At 69.8% G+C, this 24,193-nt stretch carries 20 protein-coding genes; 9 read left to right on the forward strand and 11 right to left on the reverse strand.

Going from position 1 to position 24,193, the window contains the following annotated elements; translation table 11 throughout:
• Positions 1–112: 112 nt before the first annotated feature.
• Positions 113–1,408, reverse strand: a complete 1,296-nt coding sequence (fahA, locus tag E5671_RS27505; protein ID WP_160506594.1) for a fumarylacetoacetase — start codon at positions 1,406–1,408, stop codon at positions 113–115.
• Between the two features lie 194 nt (positions 1,409–1,602).
• Between fahA and E5671_RS27510 the strand changes: the two genes are divergently transcribed.
• Together E5671_RS27510 and E5671_RS27515 are read left to right on the forward strand one after the other, a co-directional pair.
• The gene (locus E5671_RS27510) at positions 1,603–2,859 is read left to right on the forward strand and encodes a carboxylate--amine ligase (RefSeq protein WP_160506595.1); all 1,257 of its coding nucleotides are present in this window, start codon (positions 1,603–1,605) and stop codon (positions 2,857–2,859) included.
• 101 nt (positions 2,860–2,960) lie between these two features.
• On the forward strand, positions 2,961–4,163 hold the full coding sequence (locus E5671_RS27515) for an FAD-dependent oxidoreductase (protein ID WP_160506596.1): 1,203 nt from the start codon (positions 2,961–2,963) through the stop codon (positions 4,161–4,163).
• A gap of 18 nt (positions 4,164–4,181) precedes the next feature.
• Here the strand turns inward: E5671_RS27515 and E5671_RS27520 are convergent, their stop codons facing one another.
• Positions 4,182–4,436, reverse strand: coding sequence for a hypothetical protein (locus E5671_RS27520; RefSeq protein ID WP_237330251.1), 255 nt, complete (start codon positions 4,434–4,436; stop codon positions 4,182–4,184).
• Positions 4,437–4,603: 167 nt separating this feature from the next.
• Between E5671_RS27520 and E5671_RS27525 the strand changes: the two genes are divergently transcribed.
• The gene (locus E5671_RS27525; RefSeq protein WP_160506597.1) at positions 4,604–5,440 is read left to right on the forward strand and encodes an HAD family hydrolase; all 837 of its coding nucleotides are present in this window, start codon (positions 4,604–4,606) and stop codon (positions 5,438–5,440) included.
• On the opposite strand, the gene E5671_RS27530 is transcribed toward E5671_RS27525, so the two are convergent.
• Both E5671_RS27530 and E5671_RS27535 read right to left on the reverse strand, forming a co-directional pair.
• Positions 5,437–7,425 carry a CocE/NonD family hydrolase gene (locus E5671_RS27530; protein ID WP_160506598.1) on the reverse strand — a complete coding sequence of 663 codons (1,989 nt, stop codon included), beginning with the start codon at positions 7,423–7,425 and terminating at the stop codon, positions 5,437–5,439. The genes E5671_RS27525 and E5671_RS27530 overlap by 4 nt on opposite strands.
• 19 nt (positions 7,426–7,444) lie before the next feature.
• A complete protein-coding gene (locus tag E5671_RS27535) occupies positions 7,445–8,959 on the reverse strand; it encodes a peptide MFS transporter (RefSeq protein ID WP_160506599.1) in 1,515 nt (504 codons plus the stop codon).
• 253 nt (positions 8,960–9,212) lie between these two features.
• On the opposite strand from E5671_RS27535, the gene E5671_RS27540 reads away from it, so the two are divergent.
• The 5 genes from E5671_RS27540 to E5671_RS27560 all read left to right on the forward strand — a co-directional run bounded on the left by E5671_RS27540 (position 9,213) and on the right by E5671_RS27560 (position 14,845).
• Positions 9,213–10,223 carry a polyprenyl synthetase family protein gene (locus E5671_RS27540; protein WP_160506600.1) on the forward strand — a complete coding sequence of 337 codons (1,011 nt, stop codon included), beginning with the start codon at positions 9,213–9,215 and terminating at the stop codon, positions 10,221–10,223.
• Between the two features lie 144 nt (positions 10,224–10,367).
• A complete protein-coding gene (locus E5671_RS27545) occupies positions 10,368–11,327 on the forward strand; it encodes a CHRD domain-containing protein (RefSeq protein ID WP_160506601.1) in 960 nt (319 codons plus the stop codon).
• 249 nt (positions 11,328–11,576) lie between these two features.
• Complete coding sequence (locus E5671_RS27550) at positions 11,577–12,860, forward strand: LolA family protein (RefSeq protein WP_160506602.1); 1,284 nt, start codon at positions 11,577–11,579, stop codon at positions 12,858–12,860.
• A gap of 91 nt (positions 12,861–12,951) precedes the next feature.
• Positions 12,952–13,917 carry an ABC transporter ATP-binding protein gene (locus E5671_RS27555; RefSeq protein WP_160506603.1) on the forward strand — a complete coding sequence of 322 codons (966 nt, stop codon included), beginning with the start codon at positions 12,952–12,954 and terminating at the stop codon, positions 13,915–13,917.
• Complete coding sequence (locus E5671_RS27560; RefSeq protein ID WP_160506604.1) at positions 13,904–14,845, forward strand: ABC transporter permease; 942 nt, start codon at positions 13,904–13,906, stop codon at positions 14,843–14,845. Before E5671_RS27555 ends, E5671_RS27560 begins: the two co-directional genes overlap by 14 nt.
• Before the next feature lie 3 nt (positions 14,846–14,848).
• On the opposite strand, the gene E5671_RS27565 is transcribed toward E5671_RS27560, so the two are convergent.
• The 5 genes from E5671_RS27565 to E5671_RS27585 all read right to left on the reverse strand — a co-directional run bounded on the left by E5671_RS27565 (position 14,849) and on the right by E5671_RS27585 (position 20,405).
• Positions 14,849–15,445 (reverse strand): flavodoxin family protein, encoded by a 597-nt coding sequence (locus E5671_RS27565; RefSeq protein ID WP_160506605.1) that lies wholly within the window; start codon positions 15,443–15,445, stop codon positions 14,849–14,851.
• 105 nt (positions 15,446–15,550) lie between these two features.
• Positions 15,551–16,492, reverse strand: a complete 942-nt coding sequence (locus E5671_RS27570) for a M28 family metallopeptidase (RefSeq protein WP_160506606.1) — start codon at positions 16,490–16,492, stop codon at positions 15,551–15,553.
• Between the two features lie 159 nt (positions 16,493–16,651).
• The gene (locus tag E5671_RS27575; RefSeq protein ID WP_336605862.1) at positions 16,652–18,175 is read right to left on the reverse strand and encodes a hypothetical protein; all 1,524 of its coding nucleotides are present in this window, start codon (positions 18,173–18,175) and stop codon (positions 16,652–16,654) included.
• 269 nt (positions 18,176–18,444) lie between these two features.
• On the reverse strand, positions 18,445–19,356 hold the full coding sequence (gene rarD / locus E5671_RS27580) for an EamA family transporter RarD (RefSeq protein ID WP_160510450.1): 912 nt from the start codon (positions 19,354–19,356) through the stop codon (positions 18,445–18,447).
• A 188-nt stretch (positions 19,357–19,544) separates the two neighbouring features.
• Positions 19,545–20,405, reverse strand: a complete 861-nt coding sequence (locus tag E5671_RS27585) for an NAD(P)H-binding protein (RefSeq protein WP_160506607.1) — start codon at positions 20,403–20,405, stop codon at positions 19,545–19,547.
• A 99-nt stretch (positions 20,406–20,504) separates the two neighbouring features.
• Here E5671_RS27585 and E5671_RS27590 point away from each other — a divergent pair, with 99 nt between their 5' ends.
• On the forward strand, positions 20,505–20,876 hold the full coding sequence (locus tag E5671_RS27590; RefSeq protein WP_160506608.1) for a winged helix-turn-helix transcriptional regulator: 372 nt from the start codon (positions 20,505–20,507) through the stop codon (positions 20,874–20,876).
• A 36-nt stretch (positions 20,877–20,912) separates the two neighbouring features.
• On the opposite strand, the gene E5671_RS27595 is transcribed toward E5671_RS27590, so the two are convergent.
• Positions 20,913–21,995 (reverse strand): 2-oxoacid:ferredoxin oxidoreductase subunit beta, encoded by a 1,083-nt coding sequence (locus E5671_RS27595; RefSeq protein ID WP_160506609.1) that lies wholly within the window; start codon positions 21,993–21,995, stop codon positions 20,913–20,915.
• Positions 21,988–23,919 carry a 2-oxoacid:acceptor oxidoreductase subunit alpha gene (locus E5671_RS27600; protein WP_160506610.1) on the reverse strand — a complete coding sequence of 644 codons (1,932 nt, stop codon included), beginning with the start codon at positions 23,917–23,919 and terminating at the stop codon, positions 21,988–21,990. Before E5671_RS27600 ends, E5671_RS27595 begins: the two co-directional genes overlap by 8 nt.
• Between the last annotated feature and the right edge of the window lie 274 nt (positions 23,920–24,193).

Consider the following 24,193-nt stretch of genomic DNA (forward strand, 5'->3'; position numbering starts at 1 on the left):
ACCGCGGCTCGGGCCCCGGAGGGGCGCGGGGAACTGCGCGCCCAGCCACGACGATGCTGCGGCGACCCCGTGCGCAAGGGGCCGGGGGTGGCTACACCCCCGGCCGGCAACCTCACCGCGCCGAGGCGACCCTGCCAGAAACCTCGCCGAGGCCCACCCGCGTCCCGTCCGGACCCGGGGCCCACGCCGTGAGCGTGACTTCGTCGCCATCCTCAAGGAACGTCCGCTTCCCGTCCGGAAGGACAAGCGGGTCGCGGCCGTTCCAGGTGATCTCGATCAGGGAGCCGTACTGCCCCTCGGCGGGTCCGCTCACCGTGCCCGAGCCGTACAGGTCGCCCGTGCGCAGGGACGCGCCGTTCGCCGTCATGTGGGCCAGCTGCTGGGCGGCCGTCCAGTAGACGGTGGAGAAGGGCGGCTCGGAGATGACGTGGCCGTTCAGAGTCACGGTGATGCGCAGGTCGTAGCCGCCGGGCTCGTCGGCGACGGACTCCGCCGAGTCGTCCAGGTAGGGGAGGAGTTCGTGTGTGCGCTCCGGAGGGGCGACCCGCGCCGCGTCCAGGGCCTCCAGGGGGGTGATCCACGCCGAGACCGATGTGCAGAAGGACTTGCCGAGGAAGGGGCCGAGGGGCACGTACTCCCAGGCCTGGATGTCGCGCGCCGACCAGTCGTTGAGGAGGGTCAGCCCGAAGACATGCTCCCGGAAGTCCGCGAGCGGCACCGGAGTGCCCAGCTCCGACGGCGTACCCACGACGAAGCCGACCTCGGCCTCGATGTCGAGGCGGACGGAGGGTCCGAAGACCGGCGCCGTCTCCGCGGGAGCCTTGCGCTGCCCCGTCGGGCGTACCACTTCAGTCCCCGAGACCACAACGGTGCCGGACCGGCCGTGGTAACCGATCGGCAGGTGCTTCCAGTTGGGGGTCAGTGGGGTCGGTGCGTCCGGGCGGAAGATCTGCCCCAGGTGGGTCGCGTGGTGCTCGGAGGCATAGAAGTCCACATAGTCCGCGACCTCGAAGGGGAGGTGCAGCGTGACCTCGGACAGGGGGTGCAGAAGGGGGCGCACGACCTCGCGGTGCGCCGGGATCGTCACCCACGCGGTGAGCGCGCGTCGCACATCGGACCATGCCGTGCGGCCCGCGGCGAGCAGCGGGTTGAGCGTGGGCCTGGCGAGCAGCGAGACATAGGGCGAGCCGAGCGCCGCGGCAGCGGCGCCCGCGTCGAGGACATGATCACCGAGTCGTACGCCGACCCGGCGCTCCGCGGCCCCGGCGGCGTCCCCGGCCAGGGAGAACACGCCGTACGGGAGATTGTGCGGCCCGAAGGGATCGCCCTCCGCGAGAGCGAAGGGGTCGCCTACGGAGCGGACGGAAGGGTCGCTCCCGGCCGGATCGAGCGGGGTGTGCTCGGACATGCGTACCTGCCTCGCTTTCCATATGGGTGTGCCACACGTTACGTGGGAACCTCCGGTTGGGGCAGTGTCTAAAGAGTTCGCAATGTCCGAATAAACCTTGCTGGAGTGGTCAGTTCCGGCTTAGCGTCCTTTTGGGGGACGCGGACGGGGTGGGTCCGGGTCATACGGAGGGACACGTGGGGGGACCCGTGGCCATGGGGAATGACAGCGTGCCCTTCGCGGTGGACCGTGAGGTGCCCGGCCTGATCGTGAAGTTCGGCAGTTATCCGTTGCACCACGGCGGTGTGGGAGCGATCCGCAGCCTCGGGCGGCTCGGCGTGCCCATGTACGCGATCACGGAGGACCGTTACACACCGGCCGCGGCCTCCCGCCATCTCACCGGCGCCTTTCCCTGGCCGACCACCGGGGCGGAGGAACCGGAGCGGCTCGTCGACGGGATGCTGCGCGTCGCGCGCCGCATCGGCAGGCCCACGGTCCTGATCCCGACCGACGAGGAAGCGGCCGTCCTCATCGCCGAGCACCAGGAGCCGCTGAGCGGGGCGGGGTTCCTCTTCCCCCGCGTGGAGCCGGAGTTACCCCGCCGCCTCGCCAGCAAGCAGGGCCTGCACGAGCTGTGCGTCGAGCACGGCATCGCCTCGCCTGCCACGTCCTTCCCCGAAAGTTACGGGGACATAGTGAAGTTCGCCGCCGCGGCGGCATTCCCGGTGGTCGCCAAGAACCGCGAGGCGTTCACGCGCCGCTCCCGGCCCGCGGTGAACGGGACGACGCGCATAGAGACCCTTGAGGGCCTGCTAGGCCTCGCCCGTGACTGGGGCGAGCGGCCCGGCGTGATACTCCAGGAGTATCTGCCGCGGGAGCAGGCCGAGGACTGGATCGTGCACGCGTACTTCGACGCGGATTCGGAGCCGCGCGCGCTGTTCACGGGCGTCAAGGTGCGCTCCTGGCCGCCGCACGCGGGAATGACGGCGAATGCGTACGTCGTCGACAATCCGGAACTCGCGGACCTCGCCGCACGTTTCATCAAACAGATCGGCTTCACCGGCGTCATCGACCTCGACCTCCGCTTCGACCGGCGCGACGGTCAGTACAAACTGCTCGACTTCAACCCCCGCATGGGCGCGCAGTTCCGGCTCTTCGAGAGCGAGTCCGGGATCGACGTCGTCCGCGCGATGCACCTGCACCTGACTGGCCGCCCGGTTCCCGAGGGGGAACAGCGCGCCGGCCATCGGTACATCGTGGAGAACATCGACCTGCCCGCTCTCCTCGCCTACCGCCGCAGTGGTTACACGACGCCGCACGCGCCCCCGCACGCGAGCGGCACGGAACTGGCGTGGCTCGCGGCGGACGACATGAAGCCGTTCTTCACGATGCTCGCGCGGTTCGTGCGGCCGGGGGCGAAGCATCTGTATCAGCTGTGGCGGACCAACAAACACGGCAGTACGACGAGTTGACCGCGCAGAGCGGCACAGTTGACCGGGCAGAGCGACACAACTGAATCCAGCACCACACGAAGTAGGCACACGCGGTAAGTGACGTCCTGGGGAGGGACTTCGTGATCCATCCAGTAGCAGTCATCGGAGCGGGGCCGTTCGGCCTGTCCACCGCGGCCCATCTGCGGGCCCGGGGCATTCCGGTGCGGGTCTTCGGCGACCCGATGGTGAGTTGGCGCGCGAACATGCCCGCGGGCATGCTCCTGAAATCGACCCCCGTGGCCTCGAACATCGACGCGCCGCAGCGCGGCCACAACCTCGTCGACTACTGCGACGCGGCGGGCATACCGCGTCTCGTCACCGACGAGGACATCATCCCGATCGAGACCTTCGTCGCCTATGGGGAGTGGTTCAAGGAGAAGCTCGTGCCCGACCTGGAGCAGGTGCGGGTGGTGTCGATCGACCGCAGGGGCACGGCGGGCTTCGACCTGAAGCTCGACTCCGGCGAGCAGTTCACCGCCCGCGCGGTGGTGGTCGCGACCGGCCTCTCGGGCCTCGCACAGCTGCCGCCAGCGCTCGCCGCCGCGGCACCGGACGGGCCGACCCCCACAGGGCCCGTCTCGCACAGCTCGCAGCACAGTGACCTGTCGCGGTTCGCGGGGCGTGAGCTGATCGTGGTCGGCGCGGGTCAGTCGGCCCTGGAGACGGCCGCGCTCGCCGCCGAAGCGGGCGCGAACGTACGGGTGGTGGCGCGCGGCAAGGGATCGGTGGCCTTCGGGGCGCCTCCGTGGGAGCAGCCGAAGCTGCGCCCCGAGTCGCCCTTCGGCCGCGCCTGGTCGCTGTACGCGATCAGCTACTACCCCCACCCCTACCGCTATCTGCCCCCGCAGGCCCGCCACTTCCTGGTCCGCCGCATCCTCGGCCCCCTGGGCGCGTGGTGGCTGCGCGACCGCTTCGAGGGCAAGGTCGAGACGCACGAGGTCCGCCGCCTCATATCGGCGGACGTCCGGGACGGCGGCCCCGTCCTGCGCCTTGAGACCCTGGGCGGCCGCATCCGGGATCTCTCCGCCGATCACGTCATAGCGGCGACGGGCTACCGCGTGGACATCGCCGCGATGGACTTCCTGGGCCCGGCCCTCCGCGCCCGCCTGGCGGTGAGCCGAGGCACACCGAAGCTGGGCCCGGGCTATGTCTCATCGGTTCCGGGCCTCTACTTCACGGGCCTTCCCGCGGCAGCGTCGTACGGCCCGGTGATGCGTTTCGTGTGCGGCACGGAGTTCGCCTCGCCGCGCTTGGCGGGGCATCTGGGGCGGGCGTACGGCTGAGGTGACGTGCGGCGCGTATCAGCGGTCGTCTTCGTACAAGCCGTAGACCCAGTACTCCGGCAGTTCGTGGCACATGAGGTCCGGGTACGGGGAGATCTCCAGCTCTCCGTACCTCTCGTTCACGCGGGCCACAGCCTCCGCACGGGAGACCCCGAAGCGGGTCACCGCTTCGTCGACGATCTCTCGGAAGTATTCGAGCATGCCGTCGTCGAGCGGCATCAGGAATGCTGACCGCTTCAGGGGTGCGACGGATGCGACGGACTCGTTCGTCATGCTCTTCTCCGGGCGGGTGTCGAGGTCAAGTCCTACCGTAGGAGCCGTTCTTGGCGACACGTCCAAGTGAATCCTCCGAGCGCCGGTTGTGCGACCAGCGCACTCCGCTCGTCACAGCTCCTGTGACGTTGCTTTCAGCATCGCTCGGGATCCGTATTCTCTGGATCATGGCTGCACCCCTCGCATATTCACTCATCGCCACTGACCTGGACGGAACGCTGCTGCGCGGTGACGACACCGTCTCCGACCGGTCGTTGGCCGTGCTGGCGGCGACGGCCGCGGCGGGGGCGCGCCACCTGGTCGTGACCGGGCGGCCCGCGCCGCGCGTGAAGCCGCTCCTCGACGATCTGGGAAGCGGAGGCCTCGCCGTCTGTGGGCAGGGCGCGCAGTTGTACGACTCCGGGGCCGACCGCATGGTCTGGTCCGTGACGCTCGACCGCGAGCTTGCCGAGGCCGCGCTCGGGAAGATCGAGGCGGAGGTCGGGCAGGTCTACGCCGCCGTCGACCAGGACGGCGTGGACGGGCTCACCCTCATCGAGCCCGGATATCTGATGCCGCACCCCACCCTGCCCGCCGTGCGCGTGAAGGGGCGGGACGCGCTGTGGGCCGAGCCCATCAGCAAGGTGCTCCTGCGCCATCCCGAGCTGACCGACGACGAGTTGGCCGCCGTCGCGCGCGAGGCCGTCGGGCCCCTCGCCACCGTCACCATGTCCGGTCCCGGCACCGTCGAGCTCCAGCCGCGCGGGGTGACGAAGGCGACCGGGCTCGCCCTCGCCGCCGAGCGGCTCGGGATGGCGGCGGAAGACACCATCGCCTTTGGGGACATGCCCAATGACGTGCCGATGTTCGTGTGGGCGGCCCGCGGTGTCGCCATGGCCAACGCCCACCCCGACCTCAAGTCGGCCGCCGACGAGGTGACTTCGTCCAATGAGGACGATGGCGTGGCCGTCGTGCTCGAGCGGCTGTTCCCGCGCGAGGCCCGCGCGGGGAGTGAAGGCCGCTAGCCCGCCGTCCTCGGGATGCGCTTCTCCCACGTCCTGTGGAACACCACCTCGTCGCCGTCCTTGCACACCACTTCGTTCGAGGTGATGAAGTCCGTCGCGTCGCACGTGATCTCGGAGCGGGACTTGATCGACACGTCCCACGCCAGTTCCGGCCGGTGCAGGCGGATCGTCCAGTCGGAGCGGGTGCGGGCGCTGAGGGGGTCGGACTCGTTGATCGTGTACGTCTCCACCGCGTCCTCGGTGAATTCGAGGCCGTCCGGGTAGACGCGCGTACCGCCGTAGCGCGGGTCCACCTCCAGGCGCCACTCGCCCTTCGCCACATCGCGTACGACCAGGCGCTCGGGGCGCGGCTCGTCGAGCGTCGCCGGGTGGACCACCTCCAGCGGCTCCGACTGCTCGGGAGCGGCGAAGGAGATGGAGGGGTCCAAGTCACCCTCCCGCACCGGGAGTTCCAGCGCGCTGCCCGCCGGGTCGAGGACGAAGCCCGCCGAGTCGGCCTGCGGCCAGATCCACGGCCAGTACGCCGACGACACCGCGAGCCTGATCCGGTGTCCCGGCGGGAACGTGTGGCCGATCGCGTTCAGTTCGAAGGCCACTTCCTCCGTCTCACCCACCGGCCACGGAGTCACACGGTCACGGCCGTTGCGGGCGGAGAGGTTCAGTACGCCCCTCGTCACCAGGGTCGACGAACCGTCCGGGGCCACGTCGCACACCCGCGCGATCGCCTGGCCGGCCGGGACGTCCATCTTCAGGCGCAGCGTCACCTTGGGGCGGCCCAGGATGCGTACGGCCGAGGGGACCTCGAACTCGAAGCACGCCGACTTCGCGTCCTCGTCCCGCTGGTCCGGCGGCAGGTCCGCGTCGTTGCCGAAGGGGAAGTAGCGGCCCGCGTCCAGGCCCGTGTGCTGGGGGGAGTTGACCACCATGGGCGTGCCCTGGAGGGCGTACGAGGTCGGGGTGACGTTCGGGGACGGCCAGGACGGGTCACCGACCCAGCCGCCCGGCAGCTCCGCGTACACCGTCGCCGGCGGGTGCGAGTCGCTGATCCAGGAGCGGAGCTTCGGCTCCGCCATGATGCCCGTGTCGATGCCCTTGAGGTGGTGGTCCCACCACCTCAGCGTCTCCTGGAGGAAGCCGATCGCCGGGCCCGGCGGCAGACCCCGGTCCGGGTACTGGTGCGACCACGGCCCGATCAACCCCCGTACGTCCCCCGGCAGATGCTCGACCAGGCGCAGGACCGTGTCCCGGTAGGGGTCGTGGAAGCCGCCCACCGCGAGCACCGCCGCGCTGATCGCCGAGTAGTCCTCGCAGACGCTGCCGTGCTGCCAGTAGGCGTCACGGGTCTGGTGGTCCAGCCAGGTGTGGATGAAGGGATCGACCGCTTCGAGGCGGTTCTCCCACATCTGACGCCAGCGGTCGCCGACGAACAGCGGGTCCGGGGGGCGGGAGACGAAGGCGAGCATCGTCGCCGCCCACGCGTGCATGTCCACGGCCAGGACGGAACCACCCATGTAGTGCACGTCGTTGTCATAGCGGTCGTCCGCGGAGCAGACCGTGATGACCGCCTTGAGCGGCTCGGGCGCGAGGGCCGCGATCTGGAGGGAGTTGAAGCCGCCCCAGGAGATGCCGAACATGCCGACCTTGCCGGAGCACCAGGGCTGCGCGGCGAGCCAGTTGACGACCTCGACCCCGTCGGCAAGCTCCACGGCGTCGTACTCGTCGCCGGGCATGCCCTCCGAGTTGCCGTGGCCCCGCACGTCCACGCGCACGGAGGCGTAGCCGTGGCCCGCGTACCAGGGGTGGCGCTGCCAGTCGCGCGGCGCCGTCCAGTCACTCAGGCGGTAGGGGAGGTACTCCAGGAGCGCGGGGACGGGTTCGTCCGTCACCGGGCGCCAGATGCGCGCGTACAGCTTGGTCCCGTCCTGGAGGGGTACCTGGACGTCCTCGTGGGTGGTCTCGTACGGGAAGGAAGTGCGAATCTGCATGGCGGGAACCTCAGTGTCCTCAGTGGACGGGGTGCATGGTGCGGCGGAGCCACGGGGCGAGCAGGACGACGGCCACACCGGCGGCCACCGCGATCGCGCCGTTCACGCCGAAGTACGCCGGGTTGGAGACCTCTCCGTAGAGCTTCACGATCTGCGCCTGGATGCCGTTGGCGAGGGCGAGCGAGAGGAACCAGAGGGCCATGGTCTGACTGGCGAACGCCTTGGGAGCGAGCTTCGTCGTGGCCGACATGCCCGAGGTCTCCACGAGGATGTCGCCGAGACCGAGCAGCAGGTACGAGCCGACGATCCACCAGACCGCCATCTTGTACGTGTCGTCGCTGTGCCCCGAGGTCGGCAGGACCATCAGGAGGAACGACAGGCCGCCCAGGATCACGCCGAACGCGATCTTGTTGGAGGCGTGCGGCTGGCTGTGGCCCATCCGGGCCCAGACCGCGGCGACGACGGGGGCGAGCGCGACCTCGAACGCCCCGAGCGCGGAGGCGTACCAGCTCGCGGGGAACGTGAAGCCGAAGATCGCGGTCTCGGCGTTCGTCGACGCCAGCAGGATCATCGTCGAGTACGCCTGGAAGAGGATGAAGTTGAAGACGACCGAGGCGACGAAGAGCACCACGTACGGCTTGAGGCGGCCGCGTTCCTCGGACGTCACCCGTGGGCTGCGGAACATCACCACGAAGTAGACGATCGGCGCGATCACCGAGATCAGGGTGAGCAGGTCGACGAAGCGGTCCATCGTCAGCCAGCCGACGGCGGCGAGCAGACCCGCGAGGGCGGCGAACACGACGACGCCCGCGACGATCAGGACGACCGCGCGGCGCATCGCGTCCTTGGGCAGCGCGAACTCGGCCGCCGCCTTGCGTCCGGCGAGGTGACGGCGGCCGAGGACGTACTGGATCAGACCGAAGGTCATGCCGATCGCGGCCGCCGAGAAGCCCCAGTGCCAGCCCTTGTGGTCGCCGAGCCAGCCGGTGATCAGCGGTCCCGCGAAGGCGCCGATGTTGATGCCCATGTAGTACAGCGCGAAGCCCGCGTCGCGCCGGTCGTCGTCGGTGCGGTAGAGCTTGCCGACCATCGAGGCGACGTTCGGCTTGAGGAGGCCGGTGCCCGCGCTGATCAGGCCGAGCCCGACCCAGGTCATCGTCGCCGTCGGCACGGCCATCGAGTAGTGGCCGCAGGCGATGAGGATGCCGCCCCACAGGACCGCGCGGTACGAGCCGAGGATGCGGTCGGCGAGCCAGCCGCCCGCCACCGACACCAGATAGACGAGCGTTCCGTACGCCGCCGACACCGAGGCGGCGGTTCCGGAATCCATGCCCATTCCGTCGTTGGCGACGGAGTCCGCGAAGTACAGGACGAGGATGGCCTGCATGCCGAGGAACGAGAAGCGCTCCCAGACCTCGAGACCCGACAGGGTGAGCAGCCCGCGCGGCTGCCCGAAGAAGGCGTGGTCGTCGCCGGGCGGCGGCTCCGTCGGCGGCTCCGCGGGCGGCTCGGTGTCGGGCTCAGTGCGGGACAAAGGGTCTGCTCCCGGTAGTTCTGGGTCGTATCAGCTGATCAAGAACATACCGGTGGTCACTACGCGTCGCCTGGGCGGCATTGCACAGGCGGGTGCCCACTGTGATCGAAAGGCGACCGGATACGCTGACTTGAGTGATGGCAGCGACACATCGACAAACCGTGTCATCGAAGCGATCATCACGCAAAGATCGACCGAGTGATGATCGACCGAGTGACCGACTTGTGATCGTCAGCAGACAGGAGAACCCCTCGTGACCGTCGTCGGGCCCTTCGGCCTCAGCGTGCGGGACCAGGCTCTCGAAGCCGATGTCCAGGCCGGATTGGCGGCCGTCGAGGAAGGTCTGCTCGACGCCACCAAAAGCGGGGTCCCCTTCATCACGGAGGCCGCGCAGCATCTGGTGCGCGCGGGCGGCAAGCGGTTCAGGCCGCTCCTCGTGATGCTCGCCTCGCAGTTCGGCGATCGGTACGCGCCGGGCGTCGTGCCCTCCGCCGTCGTCGTCGAGCTCACGCACCTCGCGACGCTCTACCACGACGACGTGATGGACGAGGCGGACGTGCGCCGCGGGGTCGAGAGCGCCAACCAGCGCTGGGGCAACTCCGTCGCCGTCCTCACGGGTGACTTCCTGTTCGCCCGCGCCTCGTACATCCTGGCCGACCTCGGCCCGGACGCCGTCCGCATCCAGGCGGAGGCGTTCGAACGCCTGGTCACCGGCCAGATCCTGGAGACGGCTGGGCCGAGCGAGGGCCGCGACCCGGTCGACCACTACCTCGACGTGCTCGGCGGCAAGACCGGCTCGCTCGTCGCCGTGGCGTGTCGTTTCGGCGCCATGATGTCGGGCGCCGACGAGACCGTCGTGGACGTCCTGACCCAGTACGGCGAGCGGCTCGGCGTCGCCTTCCAGCTCGCCGACGACGTACTGGACATCGCCTCCGACTCGCACGAGTCGGGCAAGACCCCCGGCACCGATCTGCGCGAGGGCATTCCCACCCTTCCGGTCCTGCGCCTGCGTGAGCGGGTGGAGAAGCTCGGGCTCCCCGAGGACATCGCCCTGTGCGAGCTCCTGGACTCCGACCTGACGGACGACGCGCGGCACGCGGAGGCGCTGGCGCGACTGCGGGTCCACCCGGCTCTTGAGCAGGCGCGCAAGGACACCGTGCGGTACGCGGAGGAGGCGCGGGACACGCTCGCGCCGCTGCGGGACTGCGACGCGAAGGCGGCGCTCGTCGAGCTCTGCGATCTGGTGGTGCACCGGGCGGGCTGAGGCCCGGTCGGGGATGTGGCTGATGTGTGACTGAGGTCACATTCCCTCGTCTGTCTTGGATTGAGTCCAGGATCGGGGTCATTCCGTACCTATGCCCGGAAGCTGACGCAGTGGGGCGTCGGCTCAGGTACGGGGAGATTTCGGATGACAGGCACTCTGGGCACTTTGGGCACCCTGGGCACATTGGGCACTTTGGGCTCCGCCGTCGTGGTCGCCGTGGCGGGCGTGGCGGGCGTGGCGGTCGTGGCGACGCCCGCAGCCGCGCACGGCGGCAGTGACACCGGCGGGGCGATCTTCGCGGCGAGCATGAACGGCGCGAACGAGGTGCCGACGCAGGGCGGCCCCGCGGTCGGCGACAAGGACGGCCGGGCGCTCGAATTCGTCAAGGTCGAGGGCGACAAGGTGTCGGTCACCGTCAAGTGGAGCGGCACAGGCAAGCCGACCGCCCTCCACATCCACCAGGGCGCCAAGGGCACCAACGGCGGCGTCAAGGTCGACTTCACCGAGCTGCTCGGCAAGAGCAAGGGGCATCGCGTCAGCGGCTCGGTCAAGGTCCACGACGCGGCACTGCTCAAGCAGTTGAAGACGGACCCGGGCAGCTTCTACGCCAATCTGCACACCACCCAGTTCCCCGGCGGCGCGGTCCGCGGCCAGCTCCACAAGGTGACCACGGACTTCGACTTCCGTGACGCGGCGGCCAGTTTCCAGGCGCCCGTGCTCCAGGGCGAGCAGATCTACGAGTGCAAGAAGGCCGATGACGGCTCCGGCAAGTTCGCCTTCGCCCAGCGTGACGTGCGGGCGAGGCTCGGCGCCGGCATCGCGCACGACTTCGTCGCCCCCAACTCGGGCACCCCGCGCTGGACCGCCCCCGACCGCAGCCAGGTCACCGGCAAGCTGATCTCCAGGACCCCGAACGGCGACAAGAACATCCCCGAACTCGACCTGGCCGCAACGCAGACCGGAAAGCCGCGCGGGCTGCTCGCGGGCACCGCGGAGACCCTGCGCCTGAACACCGAGGGCGGGGTCGCACCGGCGGGTTCCTGCAAGCCGGGCGCCATCGCGAAGGTGCCGTACAAGGCGGATTACGTGTTCGTGCAGCGCTGAGCCCCTGAGGCTGAAGCGGCGCTTCCCCTACTGGTTGGGGGAGGTGCCGCCCCTCTGTGTCATCCCAGAGCAGTACGTGGAGTTGATCCCGGGGTCTGACGCTTCTGGCTGGCCGATTTGGTCGTATGGAGAACAACAAGGTCCAGCAAGAACAACCACTCCTGACCTATTCGGGTGAGAATGGCGGCGCGGAGTGGACGCACGCACGTACTGGGAAGGCCGCCGCCGACCACGGAGGTAGGGCACACAATGGCACCGTACGAACCGGAGCAGAACACCAGCGAGACCGGGGAGCTGCGCGCGGCCCGCCGCAAGGCGGCGCGTTACGTGGTTCCCGTCGCGGTGGCGGGGGTGGCGGCGGCGACCATCGGGCTCGTCCCGGCGCTCGCCACGTCGGGCGACCCCAAGCTGCCCGACGTCACCGCGCAGGAACTCATCGAGAAGATCGCCGCGTCGGACACGGAGCACCTCTCGGGCACCGTGAAGATCAGCACCGACCTCGGTCTTCCGTCCTTCGGCGGCGACATGGCCGGCGGCTTCGCTCCGGGCAGCGGCTCGGGCGGCGATGGCGGCGGCGGGGACGGCGAGGGCTCGGCCGCGGACCCGCAGTCCAAGCTGATGGAGCTGGCCACCGGCACGCACACCCTGCGCGTCGCCGCCGACGGCCCCGACAAGCAGAAGCTGTCCGTCCTGGACGACGCGGCCGAGTACAGCCTGATCCACAACGGCGACGACGTGTGGGCCTACGACAGCAAGTCGAACGAGGCGTACCACTCCAAGTCGGCGGGCAAGGCCGGGGACTCCGGCAAGGATTCCGGCAAGGGTTCCGGCAAGAAGGACCTCCCCAAGGACGTCCCGTCCACGCCCAAGGAGCTGGCCGAGGAAGCACTGAAGGCGGTCGACGACACGACGTCGGTGAAGGTGGACGGCACCGCGCAGGTCGCGGGACGTGACGCCTACCGCCTGGTCATCAAGCCCAAGCAGTCCGGCTCGACGGTCGGCCAGATCACGGTCGCCGTGGACTCCAAGACCGGTACGCCGCTGAAGTTCACGCTCACCCCGGCGGGCGGCGGCAGCGCGGTCGTCGACGCGGGCTTCACCAAGGTCGACTTCGGCAAGCCGGCCGCGTCGACCTTCGACTTCACGCCGCCCAAGGGCGCGAAGGTCACGGAAGGCGACGAGGCCGAGGGCGAGAAGCACGGCTTCAAGGACGGCGGCAAGGAGTTCAAGGGCGAGGAGTTCAAGGGCGAGGAGGGCCTGAACGGTCTGAACGTCATCGGCAAGGGCTGGAACTCCATCGCCGAGCTGGAACTGCCGGGCGGCCAGGGCATCCCGTCGGGCGGCTCCGGCGACGTTCCGCCGGACGCGCAGCGGCTCCTCGACTCGCTCGGCGACAAGGTGACGGGCGACTTCGGCTCGGGCACGGTCTTCAAGACGCGCCTGATCAACGCCCTCATCACCGAGGACGGCAAGGTCTACGCCGGCGCGGTAACGAAGGACGCGCTGGTGAAGGCAGCGAACGCGGCGAAGTAGCGCGGTGCGGTACGACGATTGAGCGGCGGGTCCGAGGTGCCTGGCAGGTACCTCGGGCCCGCCGTCACGACTTCGAGCGGGGGAGGACAAGATGCCGGCAAGGAACGGCAGCCCGACGCCCAGCGTGATCGAGACCTCCGCGCTCACCAAGCGCTACGGCAAGCAACTGGCCGTGGACCGCCTGAGCCTCACCGTCCCCGCGGGCAGCGTCTTCGGGTTCCTCGGTCCGAACGGCTCGGGCAAGACGACCACCATCCGGATGCTGATGGGCCTGATCGAGCCAACGTCCGGCCGGGCCAGGGTCCTGGGCCGCCCCATGCCGCGCGACACGCGCTCCGTGCTCCCGCACGTGGGCGCACTCATCGAGGGCCCCGCCCTCTACGGCTTCCTCTCCGGCCGCGACAACCTCCTGCGGTACGACGCCGCCGACCCGACCGCGGACCCGCGCACCCGCCGCGCCCGCGCCGAATCGGCCCTGGACCGGGTGGGGTTGACGGCCGCCGCGGGCAAGAAGGCGAAGGCGTACTCGCTCGGTATGAAGCAGCGCCTCGGCCTCGCGGCCGCGCTGCTCCAGCCGCGCAGACTCCTCGTGCTCGACGAGCCGACCAACGGCCTGGATCCGCAGGGCATGCGCGAGATCCGGGCGCTGGTGAGGGAGTTGGCGTCCGAGGGCACGACCGTCTTTCTCTCCTCGCACCTCCTGGACGAGATCGAGCAGGTCTGTACGCATGCGGCGGTGATGGCCCAGGGCCGCCTGATCACCCAGGGTCCTGTCGCCGAACTCGCCGCCGGCGCGCGGGGGCGTCTTGTCGTGACGACGCCGGACACGGGCGACGCGGCCCGCGTCCTGAAGGAGCTCGGCGTGACGGATCTCGTCGTGACGGAGGACCGCGTGACGGGCGAACCGCCGGGCGCGGAGACCGGCACGGACCTCGCGGAGCTGAACGCCGCCCTGGTCGGGGCGGGCGTACGAGTACGGGGCTTCGGCGTCGAACGGGCCTCGCTGGAGGACGCGTTCGTGGCGCTGACGGGGGAGGGTTTCGATGTCGCGGGCTGAGGTCGATGACGTACGAGCCGATGACGCACGAGGCAACGACGTACGAGCCGATGACGTACGAGAGGTGAGCGGCCCGCGGGAAGTGCGGCGGATCTGGACCTTCGGCCTCTTCCGCAGTGAGCTGGGCATCACCTTCCGCCGCTGGCGCACCCTCGCCCTGCTCGGCGTGCTGGCCGCCGTGCCGATCCTCGTGGGCGTCGCCGTCAAGATCGAGACCAGCGACGGCTCGACGATGGGCGGGGGCGGCGAGGCAGGGGGCCCGGCGTTCATCGCGCAGGTGACCAACAACGGCCTGTTCCTGGTCTTCACCGCGCTCGCCGCGACCCTCCCCTTCTTCCTGCCCATGGCGGTCGGCGTCGTCGCCGGCGACTCCATCGCGGGCGAATCCAGCGCGGGGACGCTGCGCTATCTCCTGGTCGCGCCCGCGGGACGCACGAGGCTGCTGCTCGCCAAGTACGCGACGGCGATGACGTTCTGCCTGGTCGCGACGCTCGTCGTGGCCGTCTCCGCGCTCGCGGTCGGGGCGTTGCTCTTCCCGGTCGGCGAGGTCACCACGATCTCCGGCACTCAGATCGGCTTCGGCGAAGGGCTGCTGAGAGCGCTGCTCATCGCCCTCGTGGTCGCCGCGTCACTGATCGGTGTGGCGGCGCTCGGCCTCTTCGTGTCGACGCTGACCAGCAGCGGCATCGCGGCGATGGCGACGACCGTCGGCCTGCTCATCACGATCCAGATCCTCGACCAGATCCCCCAGTTGGGCGCCATCCAGCCGTACTTCTTCTCGCACTACTGGCTGTCCTTCGCGGACCTGATGCGCGAGCCCGTCTACTGGGACGAGCTGGTCAAGAACCTCGGCCTCCAGGGCCTGTACGCGGCCCTGTTCGGCTCGGCGGCGTGGGCGAGGTTCGGGGCGAAGGACATCACTGCCTGAGTATCAGTCTTTGTCGTACGGGTAGCGGGCGAGCGGCGGTTCCTGCGCGAAGAACGTCTTGGCGCGGGCGAGGGCCCCGGAGTCGTCGAGCACGTTGCCCGGCCTTGAGCCGTTGCCGAGCAGGACGCCGCCGAAGCGCATCGGGAAGAAGGCGGCGGTGTGGTTCAGCGTTCCGATCAGCGGCTCCGCGACCTCCTCCTCGCTGTGTGCGAGCGCCGTCACGCCCCACAGGGCACGGCCCCCAAGCGCGTTCTTGAAGTCGACCTCCGGGACCTCCAGCCAGGCGTCCCAGTAATCGAGGTAGCGCTTGGTGGTGGCCGACAGCGAGTACCAGTACAGGGGCGACACGATGACGATGTCCGTGGCGTCGAGGGTGGCGTCCAGGAGCAGTGCCTCGTTGTCGCCGACGGGCCGGGGCCGGGCGCGGGGGCGGGTGCTGTCGTGACGCCGGTCCTCGAAGTCGGGCAGCGGGTGGTCGGCGAGGTGCAGCCAGCGCTGCTCGACGTCCGACGGGAGCTGCTCGGCGGCCTGGCGGGCGAGGGTCTCGGAGTTGCCGTCGGCGCGGGCGCTGCCGAGTACGAACAGGAACTTGCGGGTCATGGGGTCCCCCTGGGTGTGAGGCGTGCGATTACCTGCGCATGCACTATATGCACGCGCAGGTAATTGCGTCCAGGGGGTAGTCCGGGGGCAACCGAGCCGGGGGCTTCAGGCGGAGAGCCCCCACACCGCGTACGCCACGGCGTCGCTGTTCCGGTCGAGCGCGGTCCCGTCGATGTTCGACTCCGTGTCGCACGCGGAGTGGTAGCACTTGTCGAAGGGCTCGCCGGCCGTGCCGCCCCAGTTCTGGGCCTGCTCGGCGGTCTTCTTGTAGTCGGCGCCGCTGAACAGGCCGCCGACCGGGATGCCCGCGTCCTTGAACGGCGCGTGGTCCGAGCGGCCGTCGCCCTCCTCGTCGGGCTCCGTGGCGAGGTCGAGGCCGCCGTAGAAGTCCTTGAAGGTCTTCTCGATCGTGGGGTCGTCGTCGTAGACGAAGTAACCCGGGTTCGGTGAGCCGATCATGTCGAAGTTCAGGTAGTCCTTGATCTTCGAGCGCTCGCCCGCGGGCAGCTTGTCGACGTAGTGCGAGGAGCCGACGAGCCCCAGCTCCTCCGCTCCCCACCAGGCGAACCGCAGGTGCTTGGTGGGCTTGTACCGCTCGCGCGCCACGGTGAGCGCGGTCTCCAGGACCGCGGCCGAACCGGAGCCGTTGTCGTTGATGCCGGGGCCCGAACCGACGCTGTCGAGATGCGAGCCGGCCATGACGACCTGGTCGGCGTCGCCGCCGGGCCAGTCCGCGATGAGGTTGTAGCCGGTCTTGCCGTTGGAGGTGAACTCCTGGAGCGAGGTGGTGAATCCGGCCTCGTCCAGCTTGCCCTTCACGTAGTCGACGGAGGCCTTGTAGCCCGCGCTGCCGTGGGCGCGGTTGCCGCCGTTGGACGAGGCGATGGACTGCAGCTGCGAGAGGTGGGCCTGGACGTTGGCCACGGAGACGTCGGGGGCGGCCGCCGTGGGGGTGGGGGCCGCGGAGGATATCGCGCTGGTGGTGAAGAGTCCGGTGACGGCTATGACGGCGGCTGCCGTGGCGCGTCCGGGAACGGAGAGCTTCATGTGGGGGGCTCCGTGTTCTGTTGGATCGTTCGTTGCGTGGGGGGTTCGGAGGGTTCGGGAGTTTCGGGGGTGCGGGGCTCGGGGGCTCGGGTTACGCCAATTCCGTGAGCGTCGAACGGAATTGGCGTGCCTGATGGTGCGGGTGAGCTTGACCGTGCGTCAAGAGCGCATATCGGTCGACGTGTTCCGCAAGGCGGTCGCCGGCGGCACGAGCACGGTCCATCCGGGGGCGTAGGTGTCCGGCACGGGGTGGCGCCGCCAGTCGCGTGCCCAGCGCGGGGGCTCCTGCCCGCGCAGGACCAGGGCGGCGGGCAGCCGCCGGTCCCCGTGGTCGGCGGCCGAGCATCCGGAGACGTACGCGATGGGGATCACCGAGGTGTTGCCCTTCAGGAGGCAGGGAGCGCGGACCCCGTGCTCGTACAGGACGTCGGTGATGCGGGCCCAGTCGCCGCGGGCACCGGCCTGGATACGGGCGTTGCCGAAGGCCAGGGGGAGTTGGACCGCCAGGTGGGCGACGAGGAGGGCGGCGATGGCGACGGTGACGGCGCGCTTCGTCCGGTCGAGGAGGGCGAGGAGCCCCAGCGCCGCGGGGATCGCGAGGAGGGCGTCGGCGGGGAGGAGGAAGCGGGGGGCTCCGTAGGGGACGAGGAGGAAGTAGGGCAGGGCGACAGCCAGGGCGACGGCCACGGTCAGCCAGAGGGCGCGGCGGGTTGCCCGCCGGGTGGTGTCGGCCGTCCCCTGCTCGGCCCGCCCCGCGGCGTCGACCGCCCTCCCCGTGGCCCACAGCCCGGCGGCCACGAGCAGCGGCAGCAGGATCCACCACCCCGCGGCCACGATCCTGAGCTGGTCGGCGGCGCACGGCCTGCAGAGCAACGGGCCGTCCAGCGCGGTGAACTGGGCCTCGATGGCGGCGAGGGGACGCAGCCCGCCCTGCACGTCACTCGCGGCGCTGAGCCGTTCGCGTACGCCGCCGAAGCGCACGTACGCCTCGACCGCCCACGGCAGCAGACCCGCCAGGGCGCCGCCCGCCACGGCGAGGACGCGCCCCCGTGTCCGCCAGGCGGGCACGAACAGGGCGGCGGCGAGCAGCGGGGCGGCGACGGCGGCACCGTCGTTGGGGCGCATGAGGGCGGCGAGGGCGAGCCCCGCCGCGACCCCCGCGAGGGCGAGGCGTCCGGGGCGTGCCCCGAGGAAGAGCCCGACCGCCGCCGTGACGCCCATGGCGGTGTAGTGGTTCGGCATCGCGGCGTTCGCGTAGAACAGCACGAACCAGAGGCTTCCGTAGAGCCCGGCGGCCACGCCGACGGCGGCGGGACGGTGCGCGAGGACGCGCAGCCAGGGGCAGAAGCCCAGGTAGAGGGCGGCGGTCGAGAGCAGCGTCAGCCACACCCTGAGCAGGACGGTCGAGTCGCTCCAGGTCGCCACGGGAGAGATGAGCAGCGGGACGCCGCGGGTGCGGGGAGCGCTGAAGGGGGTGGCGGGCGCGTACGGCGGGAAGCGGCTGGCGTAGACGATCTCGTCCCAGCCGAGAGACAGGGTGAGCGGGACGAGAGCCGACGAGAGAAGGGCGAAGGCGGCGCAGACGGCGAGGAGGGGGAGGTCGTCGCGGCGGGGGAGCCGGCTGGAGAGGCCGCGGGGGAGACCGCCGGGGCGGCGGCCAGGCAAACGCGTCGTCTCGGACACGAGGGCCTCGACCTCCCGCCGGGCTCGGTCAGATCATGTCGCTTTCGATCACTTCTGTTCCCTTATGGGTGAAGGTAGCGACGATGACGCCCGAATCGCAGGAGGTGGGGCCGACGTGTTTCGCCCGACGGCCCGGCGGCGCCTCCCGCTCAACCGGTCACCCCACCGCCCGCAGCGAGCCAGCGACCGCCCCGTAAGGGGCGCGGGGAACTGCGCGCTCAGCCACGACGCACCCGCAGCCGCAAAACGGCAGGCGGCAGGCGGCAGCATCAAGCCGCGGGCTCAGTCTTCCGCCCGGCGGCGGGGGAGGCCCCCGTAACAGCAGCCTGACGCACCGCGGCAAGCCGAACCGCATTACGCCGAGCGCCGCGCACCGCGTCCCAGGTCAGCAACGTCAGCGCCAGCCACACAAGCCCGAACCCGGCCCACCGCTCGGGCGGCATCGCCTCATGGAAGTACAGGATGCCCAGCAGGAACTGGAAGACGGGCGCCAGGTACTGCAGCATCCCCAGCGTCGCGAGCGGCACCCGGATCGCCGCGGCGCCGAAGCAGACCAGGGGGATGGCGGTGACCACACCGGTCGCCGCGAGCAGCGCCCCGTGCCCGAAGCCCTCCGCGCCGAACGTGGCGTCACCCCGCACGCTCAGCCACACCAGGAATCCGACCGCGGGCAGGAACTGGATGGCGGTCTCGGCGGCGAGCGACTCCAGACCGCTGAGCCCGACCTTCTTCTTCACCAGGCCGTACGTGGCGAAGGAGAAGGCGAGGCAGAGCGAGATCCACGGCGGCTGCCCGTACCCGAAGGCGAGTACGAGGACCGCCGCGAGGCCGACGGCGACGGCCGCCCACTGCACGGGACGCAGCCGTTCGCCGAGGAGCAGGACGCCCATCGCGATGGTGACCAGGGGGTTGATGAAGTAGCCGAGGGAGGCCTCCACGACGTGGCCGGAGTTCACGGCCCAGATGTAGACGCCCCAGTTGATCGTGATGACCGCCGCGGCGATCGTCACGAGGCCCAGTTTGCGCGGCTGCCGGATCAGCTCGCCGGCCCAGGCCCAGCGCCGCACGACAAGGAGCGCGATGCCCACCACGACGAGCGACCACGTCATGCGGTGCGCGAGGATCTCGCCCGCCCCGGCCGGCTTGAGCAGGGGCCAGAAGAGGGGCACGAGGCCCCACATCCCGTAGGCCGCGAAGCCGTTCAGGAGTCCTATGCGCTGCTCGCCCCTCGACTGCTCAGCTGCGGCAGCGTTCACGGCCCCTCCTTGGTGCGCGGCAGCCCACACTGCCCCCAAGAAGGTAGCGGCACAGACACCCCCGTGTCATGCCCGTCTCACGGGAACGGTCATGACCTCGGCCTCGCCGGGCCTCAGCCCTTGAGCGCGGCCGAGATCGCGTCGGCGACAGGCGTCGTGGGCCGCCCGATGAGCCGGGCCAGATCGCCGCTCGTACCGGCGAGCAGGCCTCGCTCGATCGCCGAGTCCACGTCCACGAGGATCGCGGCGAACTGCTCCGGAAGCCCGGCGCCGGTCAGGATCGCGAGGTTCTGCTCGGCGGGGACGTTCGCGTACGAGATGTCCTTGCCGGTCTGCCGGGCGATCTCGGCGGCGTACTCGGCCAGGCTCCACGCGACATCGCCGCTCAGCTCGTACGCCTTGCCCTCGTGGCCCTCACCGGTCAGCACGGCGACGGCGGCAGCCGCGTAGTCGGCGCGCGAGGCGGAGGCGACCCTGCCCTCGCCCGCGGAGGCGACGACGGCGCCGTGCTCCAGGACGGGGGCGAGGTTGGCCGTGTAGTTCTCGTGGTACCAGCCGTTGCGCAGGAACGTGTGCGGAAGCCCGGATTCGAGGATGAGCCGCTCGGTCTCCTTGTGCTCGGCCGCGAGGTCGAAGTCGGCGTCGGGCCCGCCAAGGACACCGGTGTACGCGAGCAGCGCGACGCCCGCCGCGCGGGCCGCGTCGATCACCGCCGCGTGCTGCGGCACACGCTGCCCGACCTCGCTGCCGGAGATCAGCAGGACCCTGTCGCCCGCGGCGAAGACACCGGCGAGGGTCCCGGGCGTGCAGTAGTCCGCGATCCGCAGCTCGACGCCGCGCGCGGCGAGATCGGCGGCCTTCTCCTTGTCGCGTACGACGGCGGCGATCTGCCCGGCGGGTATCCGCGCGTCGAGCAGCCCGTCGATGACGAGGCGGCCGAGGTTTCCGGTGGCTCCGGTGACGACGATGCTCATGTCCTGTATCTCCCTTTGATGCCTTTGGTGTGATCTGACAATGAGCCTACGTCGGGCGCTAACTATTGGAAAGTACCCACTTTGAAGTAAGGTACTGGCATGGCAGTAAGTAACTGGAACCTCGGGGACGAGGGGATGTGCCCGCAGCGCCTCGTCCTGGAGCACGTCACGAGCCGCTGGGGCGTGCTCGTCCTGATCGCCCTGGACGAGCGCTCGTACCGCTTCAGTGAGCTGCGCAGGGCCCTCGGCAGGGTCAGCGAGAAGATGCTGACGCAGACCCTGCAGACCCTGGAGCGGGACGGCCTCGTGCACCGCGACGCGAAGCCGGTCATTCCGCCGCGCGTCGACTACTCGCTCACCGACCTCGGACGTGAGGTCGGTACGCAAGTACGGGCGCTCGCCGAGTGGACCGAGCGGCGCCTGGAGGACGTACAGGAAGCGCGCTTGGCGTACGACGAAGCCCGGTCCTGAAGCATCAGAACCGGGCTTCGGAGACAGCGAGTCGAGCTAGCCGACGACGGTCCAGGTGTCGCCGCCCGCGAGGAGCGCGGCCAGGTCGCCCTTGCCGTTCTGCTCGATGGCGGTGTCGAGCTGGTCGGACATCAGCGTGTCGTAGACCGGGCGCTCGACGTTGCGGAAGACGCCGATCGGGGTGTGGTGCAGGGTGTCGGGGTCGGCGAGCCGGGACAGCGCGAAGGCTTGCGTGGGTGAGGTGGAGTGCGCGTCGTGGACCAGAATCTGAGACTCCGTCTCAGGCGTGACCGGGACGACCTTGAGATCACCGGTCGCCGGGTCGCGTACGACGCCCTTGGAGCCGTCGGCGCCGAAGCGGATCGGCTCCCCGTGCTCCAGGCGGATCACCGCCTCCTCGGCCTGCTGCTTGTCCTTCAGCACCTCGAAGGCGCCGTCGTTGAAGATGTTGCAGTTCTGGTAGATCTCCACCAGGGCGGTGCCGGGGTGCTCGGCGGCCTCGCGAAGGACCGAGGTGAGGTGCTTGCGGTCGGAGTCCACGGTCCGCGCCACGAACGACGCCTCCGCGCCGATCGCCAGCGACACCGGGTTGAAGGGCGCGTCGAGCGACCCCATCGGCGTCGACTTCGTGATCTTGCCGACCTCGGAGGTCGGGGAGTACTGGCCCTTGGTAAGTCCGTAGATCCGGTTGTTGAAGAGCAGGATCTTCAGGTTCACGTTGCGGCGCAGGGCGTGGATGAGGTGGTTGCCGCCGATGGACAGGGCGTCCCCGTCGCCGGTGACCACCCACACGCTCAAGTCCCGCCGCGATGAGGCGAGTCCGGTGGCGATGGCGGGCGCACGGCCGTGGATGGAGTGCATCCCGTACGTGTTCATGTAGTACGGGAAGCGGCTCGAGCAGCCGATGCCCGAGACGAAGACGATGTTCTCCTTGGCCAGGCCCAGTTCGGGCATGAAGCCCTGCACGGCCGCCAGGACCGCGTAGTCACCGCAGCCGGGGCACCAACGCACCTCCTGGTCGGACTTGAAGTCCTTCATGGACTGCTTGGCCTCGGCCTTGGGCACCAACGAGAGCGCTTCGATCGTGCTCCCCGTGCCTTCGGTCTTCGTGTCAGCCATTGATGGCCTCCTTGAGAGCCGTGGCGAGCTGCTCGGCCTTGAACGGCATTCCATTGACCTGGTTGTACGAGACCGCGTCCACGAGGTACTTGGCGCGCAGCAGCGTGGCGAGCTGCCCGAGGTTCATCTCGGGAATCACCACCTTGTCGTAACGCTTCAGGACCTCGCCCAGATTCCGCGGGAAGGGGTTGAGGTGGCGCAGATGGGCCTGCGCCACGCTCTCGCCGACCGCCCGCAGGCGCCGTACCGCAGCGGTGATGGGGCCGTAGGTCGAACCCCAGCCAAGGACGAGCAGCTTGGCGTCGCCGGTCGCGTCGTCGACTTCGACGTCGGGGACCTCGATGCCGTCGATCTTGGCCTGGCGGGTGCGGACCATGAAGTCGTGGTTGGCGGGGTCGTACGAGATGTTGCCGGTGCCGTCCTGCTTCTCGATGCCGCCGATGCGGTGCTCAAGTCCGGGCGTGCCGGGGATCGCCCAGGGGCGGGCCAGGGTCTGCGGGTCACGCTTGTAGGGCCAGAAGACCTCGGTGCCGTCGTCCTCGGTGTGATTGGTCCCCGAGGCGAACTGCACGCGCAGGTCCGGGAGTTCATCGGTGTCCGGGATGCGCCACGGCTCGGAGCCGTTGGCCAGATAGCCGTCGCTCAGCAAGAACACCGGCGTGCGGTAGGTGACCGCGATCCGCGCCGCCTCCAGTGCCGCGTCGAAGCAGTCCGCCGGCGTCTTGGGCGCCACGATCGGCACCGGCGCCTCGCCGTTGCGCCCGAACATCGCCTGCAGCAGATCCGCCTGCTCCGTCTTGGTCGGCAGACCGGTGGAAGGCCCGCCGCGCTGGATGTCCACGACCAGCAGCGGCAGTTCGAGCGAGACCGCGAGCCCGATCGTCTCCGACTTCAGCGCCACACCGGGCCCCGAAGTCGTCGTCACCGCGAGCGAGCCGCCGAACGCGGCACCCAGCGCGGCACCGATCCCCGCGATCTCGTCCTCCGCCTGGAAGGTCCGCACGCCGAAGTTCTTGTGCTTCGACAGCTCGTGCAGGATGTCCGAGGCGGGAGTGATCGGGTACGAGCCGAGGTAGAGCGGCAGGTCCGCCTGCCGGCCCGCGGCGATAAGGCCGTACGAGAGGGCGAGGTTCCCCGAGATGTTGCGGTACGTGCCGGGCGGGAAGGCATGGGAGGCGGGGGCGACCTCGTACGAGACCGCGAAGTCCTCTGTCGTCTCGCCGAAGTTCCAGCCCGCGTGGAAGGCGGTGATGTTCGCCTCGGCGATGTCCGGCTTCTTCGCGAACTTCGCCCGCAGGAACTTCTCGGTGCCCTCGGTCGGCCGGTGGTACATCCACGAAAGGAGGCCGAGCGCGAACATGTTCTTGCTGCGCCCCGCGTCCTTGCGCGAGAGGTCGAACTCCTTGAGCGCCTCGACCGTCAGCGTCGTCAGCGGCACCGGGTGGACGCTGTATCCGTCCAGCGAACCGTCTTCCAGCGGCGAGACCTCGTAGCCGACTTTCTGCATCGCCCGTTTGGAGAACTCGTCCGTGTTGACGATGATCTCCGCGCCGCGCGGCACGTCGGCGATGTTCGCCTTCAGCGCGGCCGGGTTCATCGCGACCAGGACGTTCGGCGCGTCGCCCGGCGTGAGGATGTCGTGGTCGGCGAAGTGCAGCTGAAAGGAGGAGACGCCCGGCAGGGTCCCGGCAGGAGCACGGATCTCGGCGGGGAAGTTCGGCAGAGTCGAGAGGTCGTTCCCGAAGGACGCCGTCTCCGAAGTGAACCGGTCACCGGTGAGTTGCATACCGTCACCGGAGTCACCCGCGAAGCGAATGATCACCCGGTCCAGACGGCGTACATCCTTCTCACCAGCAGGCTTGCGCTGTTCTCCGACGACTGCCCCATCGGCCTGCTCGGCTGGGCTACTGACCTGGCTGGTCACTGAACTGGACCTCCCTCGGGCGGCTGAGCGGGAAGGGCTGGGCGACCGGCCTTCCCCAAGGCCCACCCTACGTCGGTAAGGGTCGCCTTCCTGGGGTTGATCGCATGACGGACGCACTTTTGAGACGCTTCTATGCCCCGTTTTGCCATGGTCTGCCTCGCCCTCCACTCAGTCATGGAAGACGCCCCCCACTCATCCTTTGGTTCTAGGACTGTTCTCCGTGCTCGTGTCGTGCTCGTGCTGTTGCCGTTGCTTCTGCGGGTGTCAAATAGCT

It is taken from the genome of Streptomyces sp. BA2 (genome assembly GCF_009769735.1).
Classification (GTDB): Bacteria; Actinomycetota; Actinomycetes; order Streptomycetales; family Streptomycetaceae; genus Streptomyces.

Excerpts from the sequence above, each read along its gene's own strand:
- E5671_RS27530 (WP_160506598.1), bottom strand. The coding sequence starts at position 7,425 with ATGCAGATTCGCACTTCCTTCCCGTACGAGACCACCCACGAGGACGTC.
- E5671_RS27565 (WP_160506605.1), bottom strand. The coding sequence starts at position 15,445 with ATGACCCGCAAGTTCCTGTTCGTACTCGGCAGCGCCCGCGCCGACGGC.
- E5671_RS27555 (WP_160506603.1), top strand. The coding sequence starts at position 12,952 with ATGCCGGCAAGGAACGGCAGCCCGACGCCCAGCGTGATCGAGACCTCC.
- E5671_RS27510 (WP_160506595.1), top strand. The coding sequence starts at position 1,603 with ATGGGGAATGACAGCGTGCCCTTCGCGGTGGACCGTGAGGTGCCCGGC.
- E5671_RS27545 (WP_160506601.1), top strand. The coding sequence starts at position 10,368 with ATGACAGGCACTCTGGGCACTTTGGGCACCCTGGGCACATTGGGCACT.
- E5671_RS27525 (WP_160506597.1), top strand. The coding sequence starts at position 4,604 with ATGGCTGCACCCCTCGCATATTCACTCATCGCCACTGACCTGGACGGA.
- E5671_RS27550 (WP_160506602.1), top strand. The coding sequence starts at position 11,577 with ATGGCACCGTACGAACCGGAGCAGAACACCAGCGAGACCGGGGAGCTG.
- E5671_RS27520 (WP_237330251.1), bottom strand. The coding sequence starts at position 4,436 with ATGACGAACGAGTCCGTCGCATCCGTCGCACCCCTGAAGCGGTCAGCA.
- E5671_RS27585 (WP_160506607.1), bottom strand. The coding sequence starts at position 20,405 with ATGAGCATCGTCGTCACCGGAGCCACCGGAAACCTCGGCCGCCTCGTC.
- E5671_RS27570 (WP_160506606.1), bottom strand. The coding sequence starts at position 16,492 with ATGAAGCTCTCCGTTCCCGGACGCGCCACGGCAGCCGCCGTCATAGCC.
- E5671_RS27590 (WP_160506608.1), top strand. The coding sequence starts at position 20,505 with ATGGCAGTAAGTAACTGGAACCTCGGGGACGAGGGGATGTGCCCGCAG.
- fahA (WP_160506594.1), bottom strand. The coding sequence starts at position 1,408 with ATGTCCGAGCACACCCCGCTCGATCCGGCCGGGAGCGACCCTTCCGTC.
- E5671_RS27595 (WP_160506609.1), bottom strand. The coding sequence starts at position 21,995 with ATGGCTGACACGAAGACCGAAGGCACGGGGAGCACGATCGAAGCGCTC.
- E5671_RS27560 (WP_160506604.1), top strand. The coding sequence starts at position 13,904 with ATGTCGCGGGCTGAGGTCGATGACGTACGAGCCGATGACGCACGAGGC.
- rarD (WP_160510450.1), bottom strand. The coding sequence starts at position 19,356 with ATGTGGGGCCTCGTGCCCCTCTTCTGGCCCCTGCTCAAGCCGGCCGGG.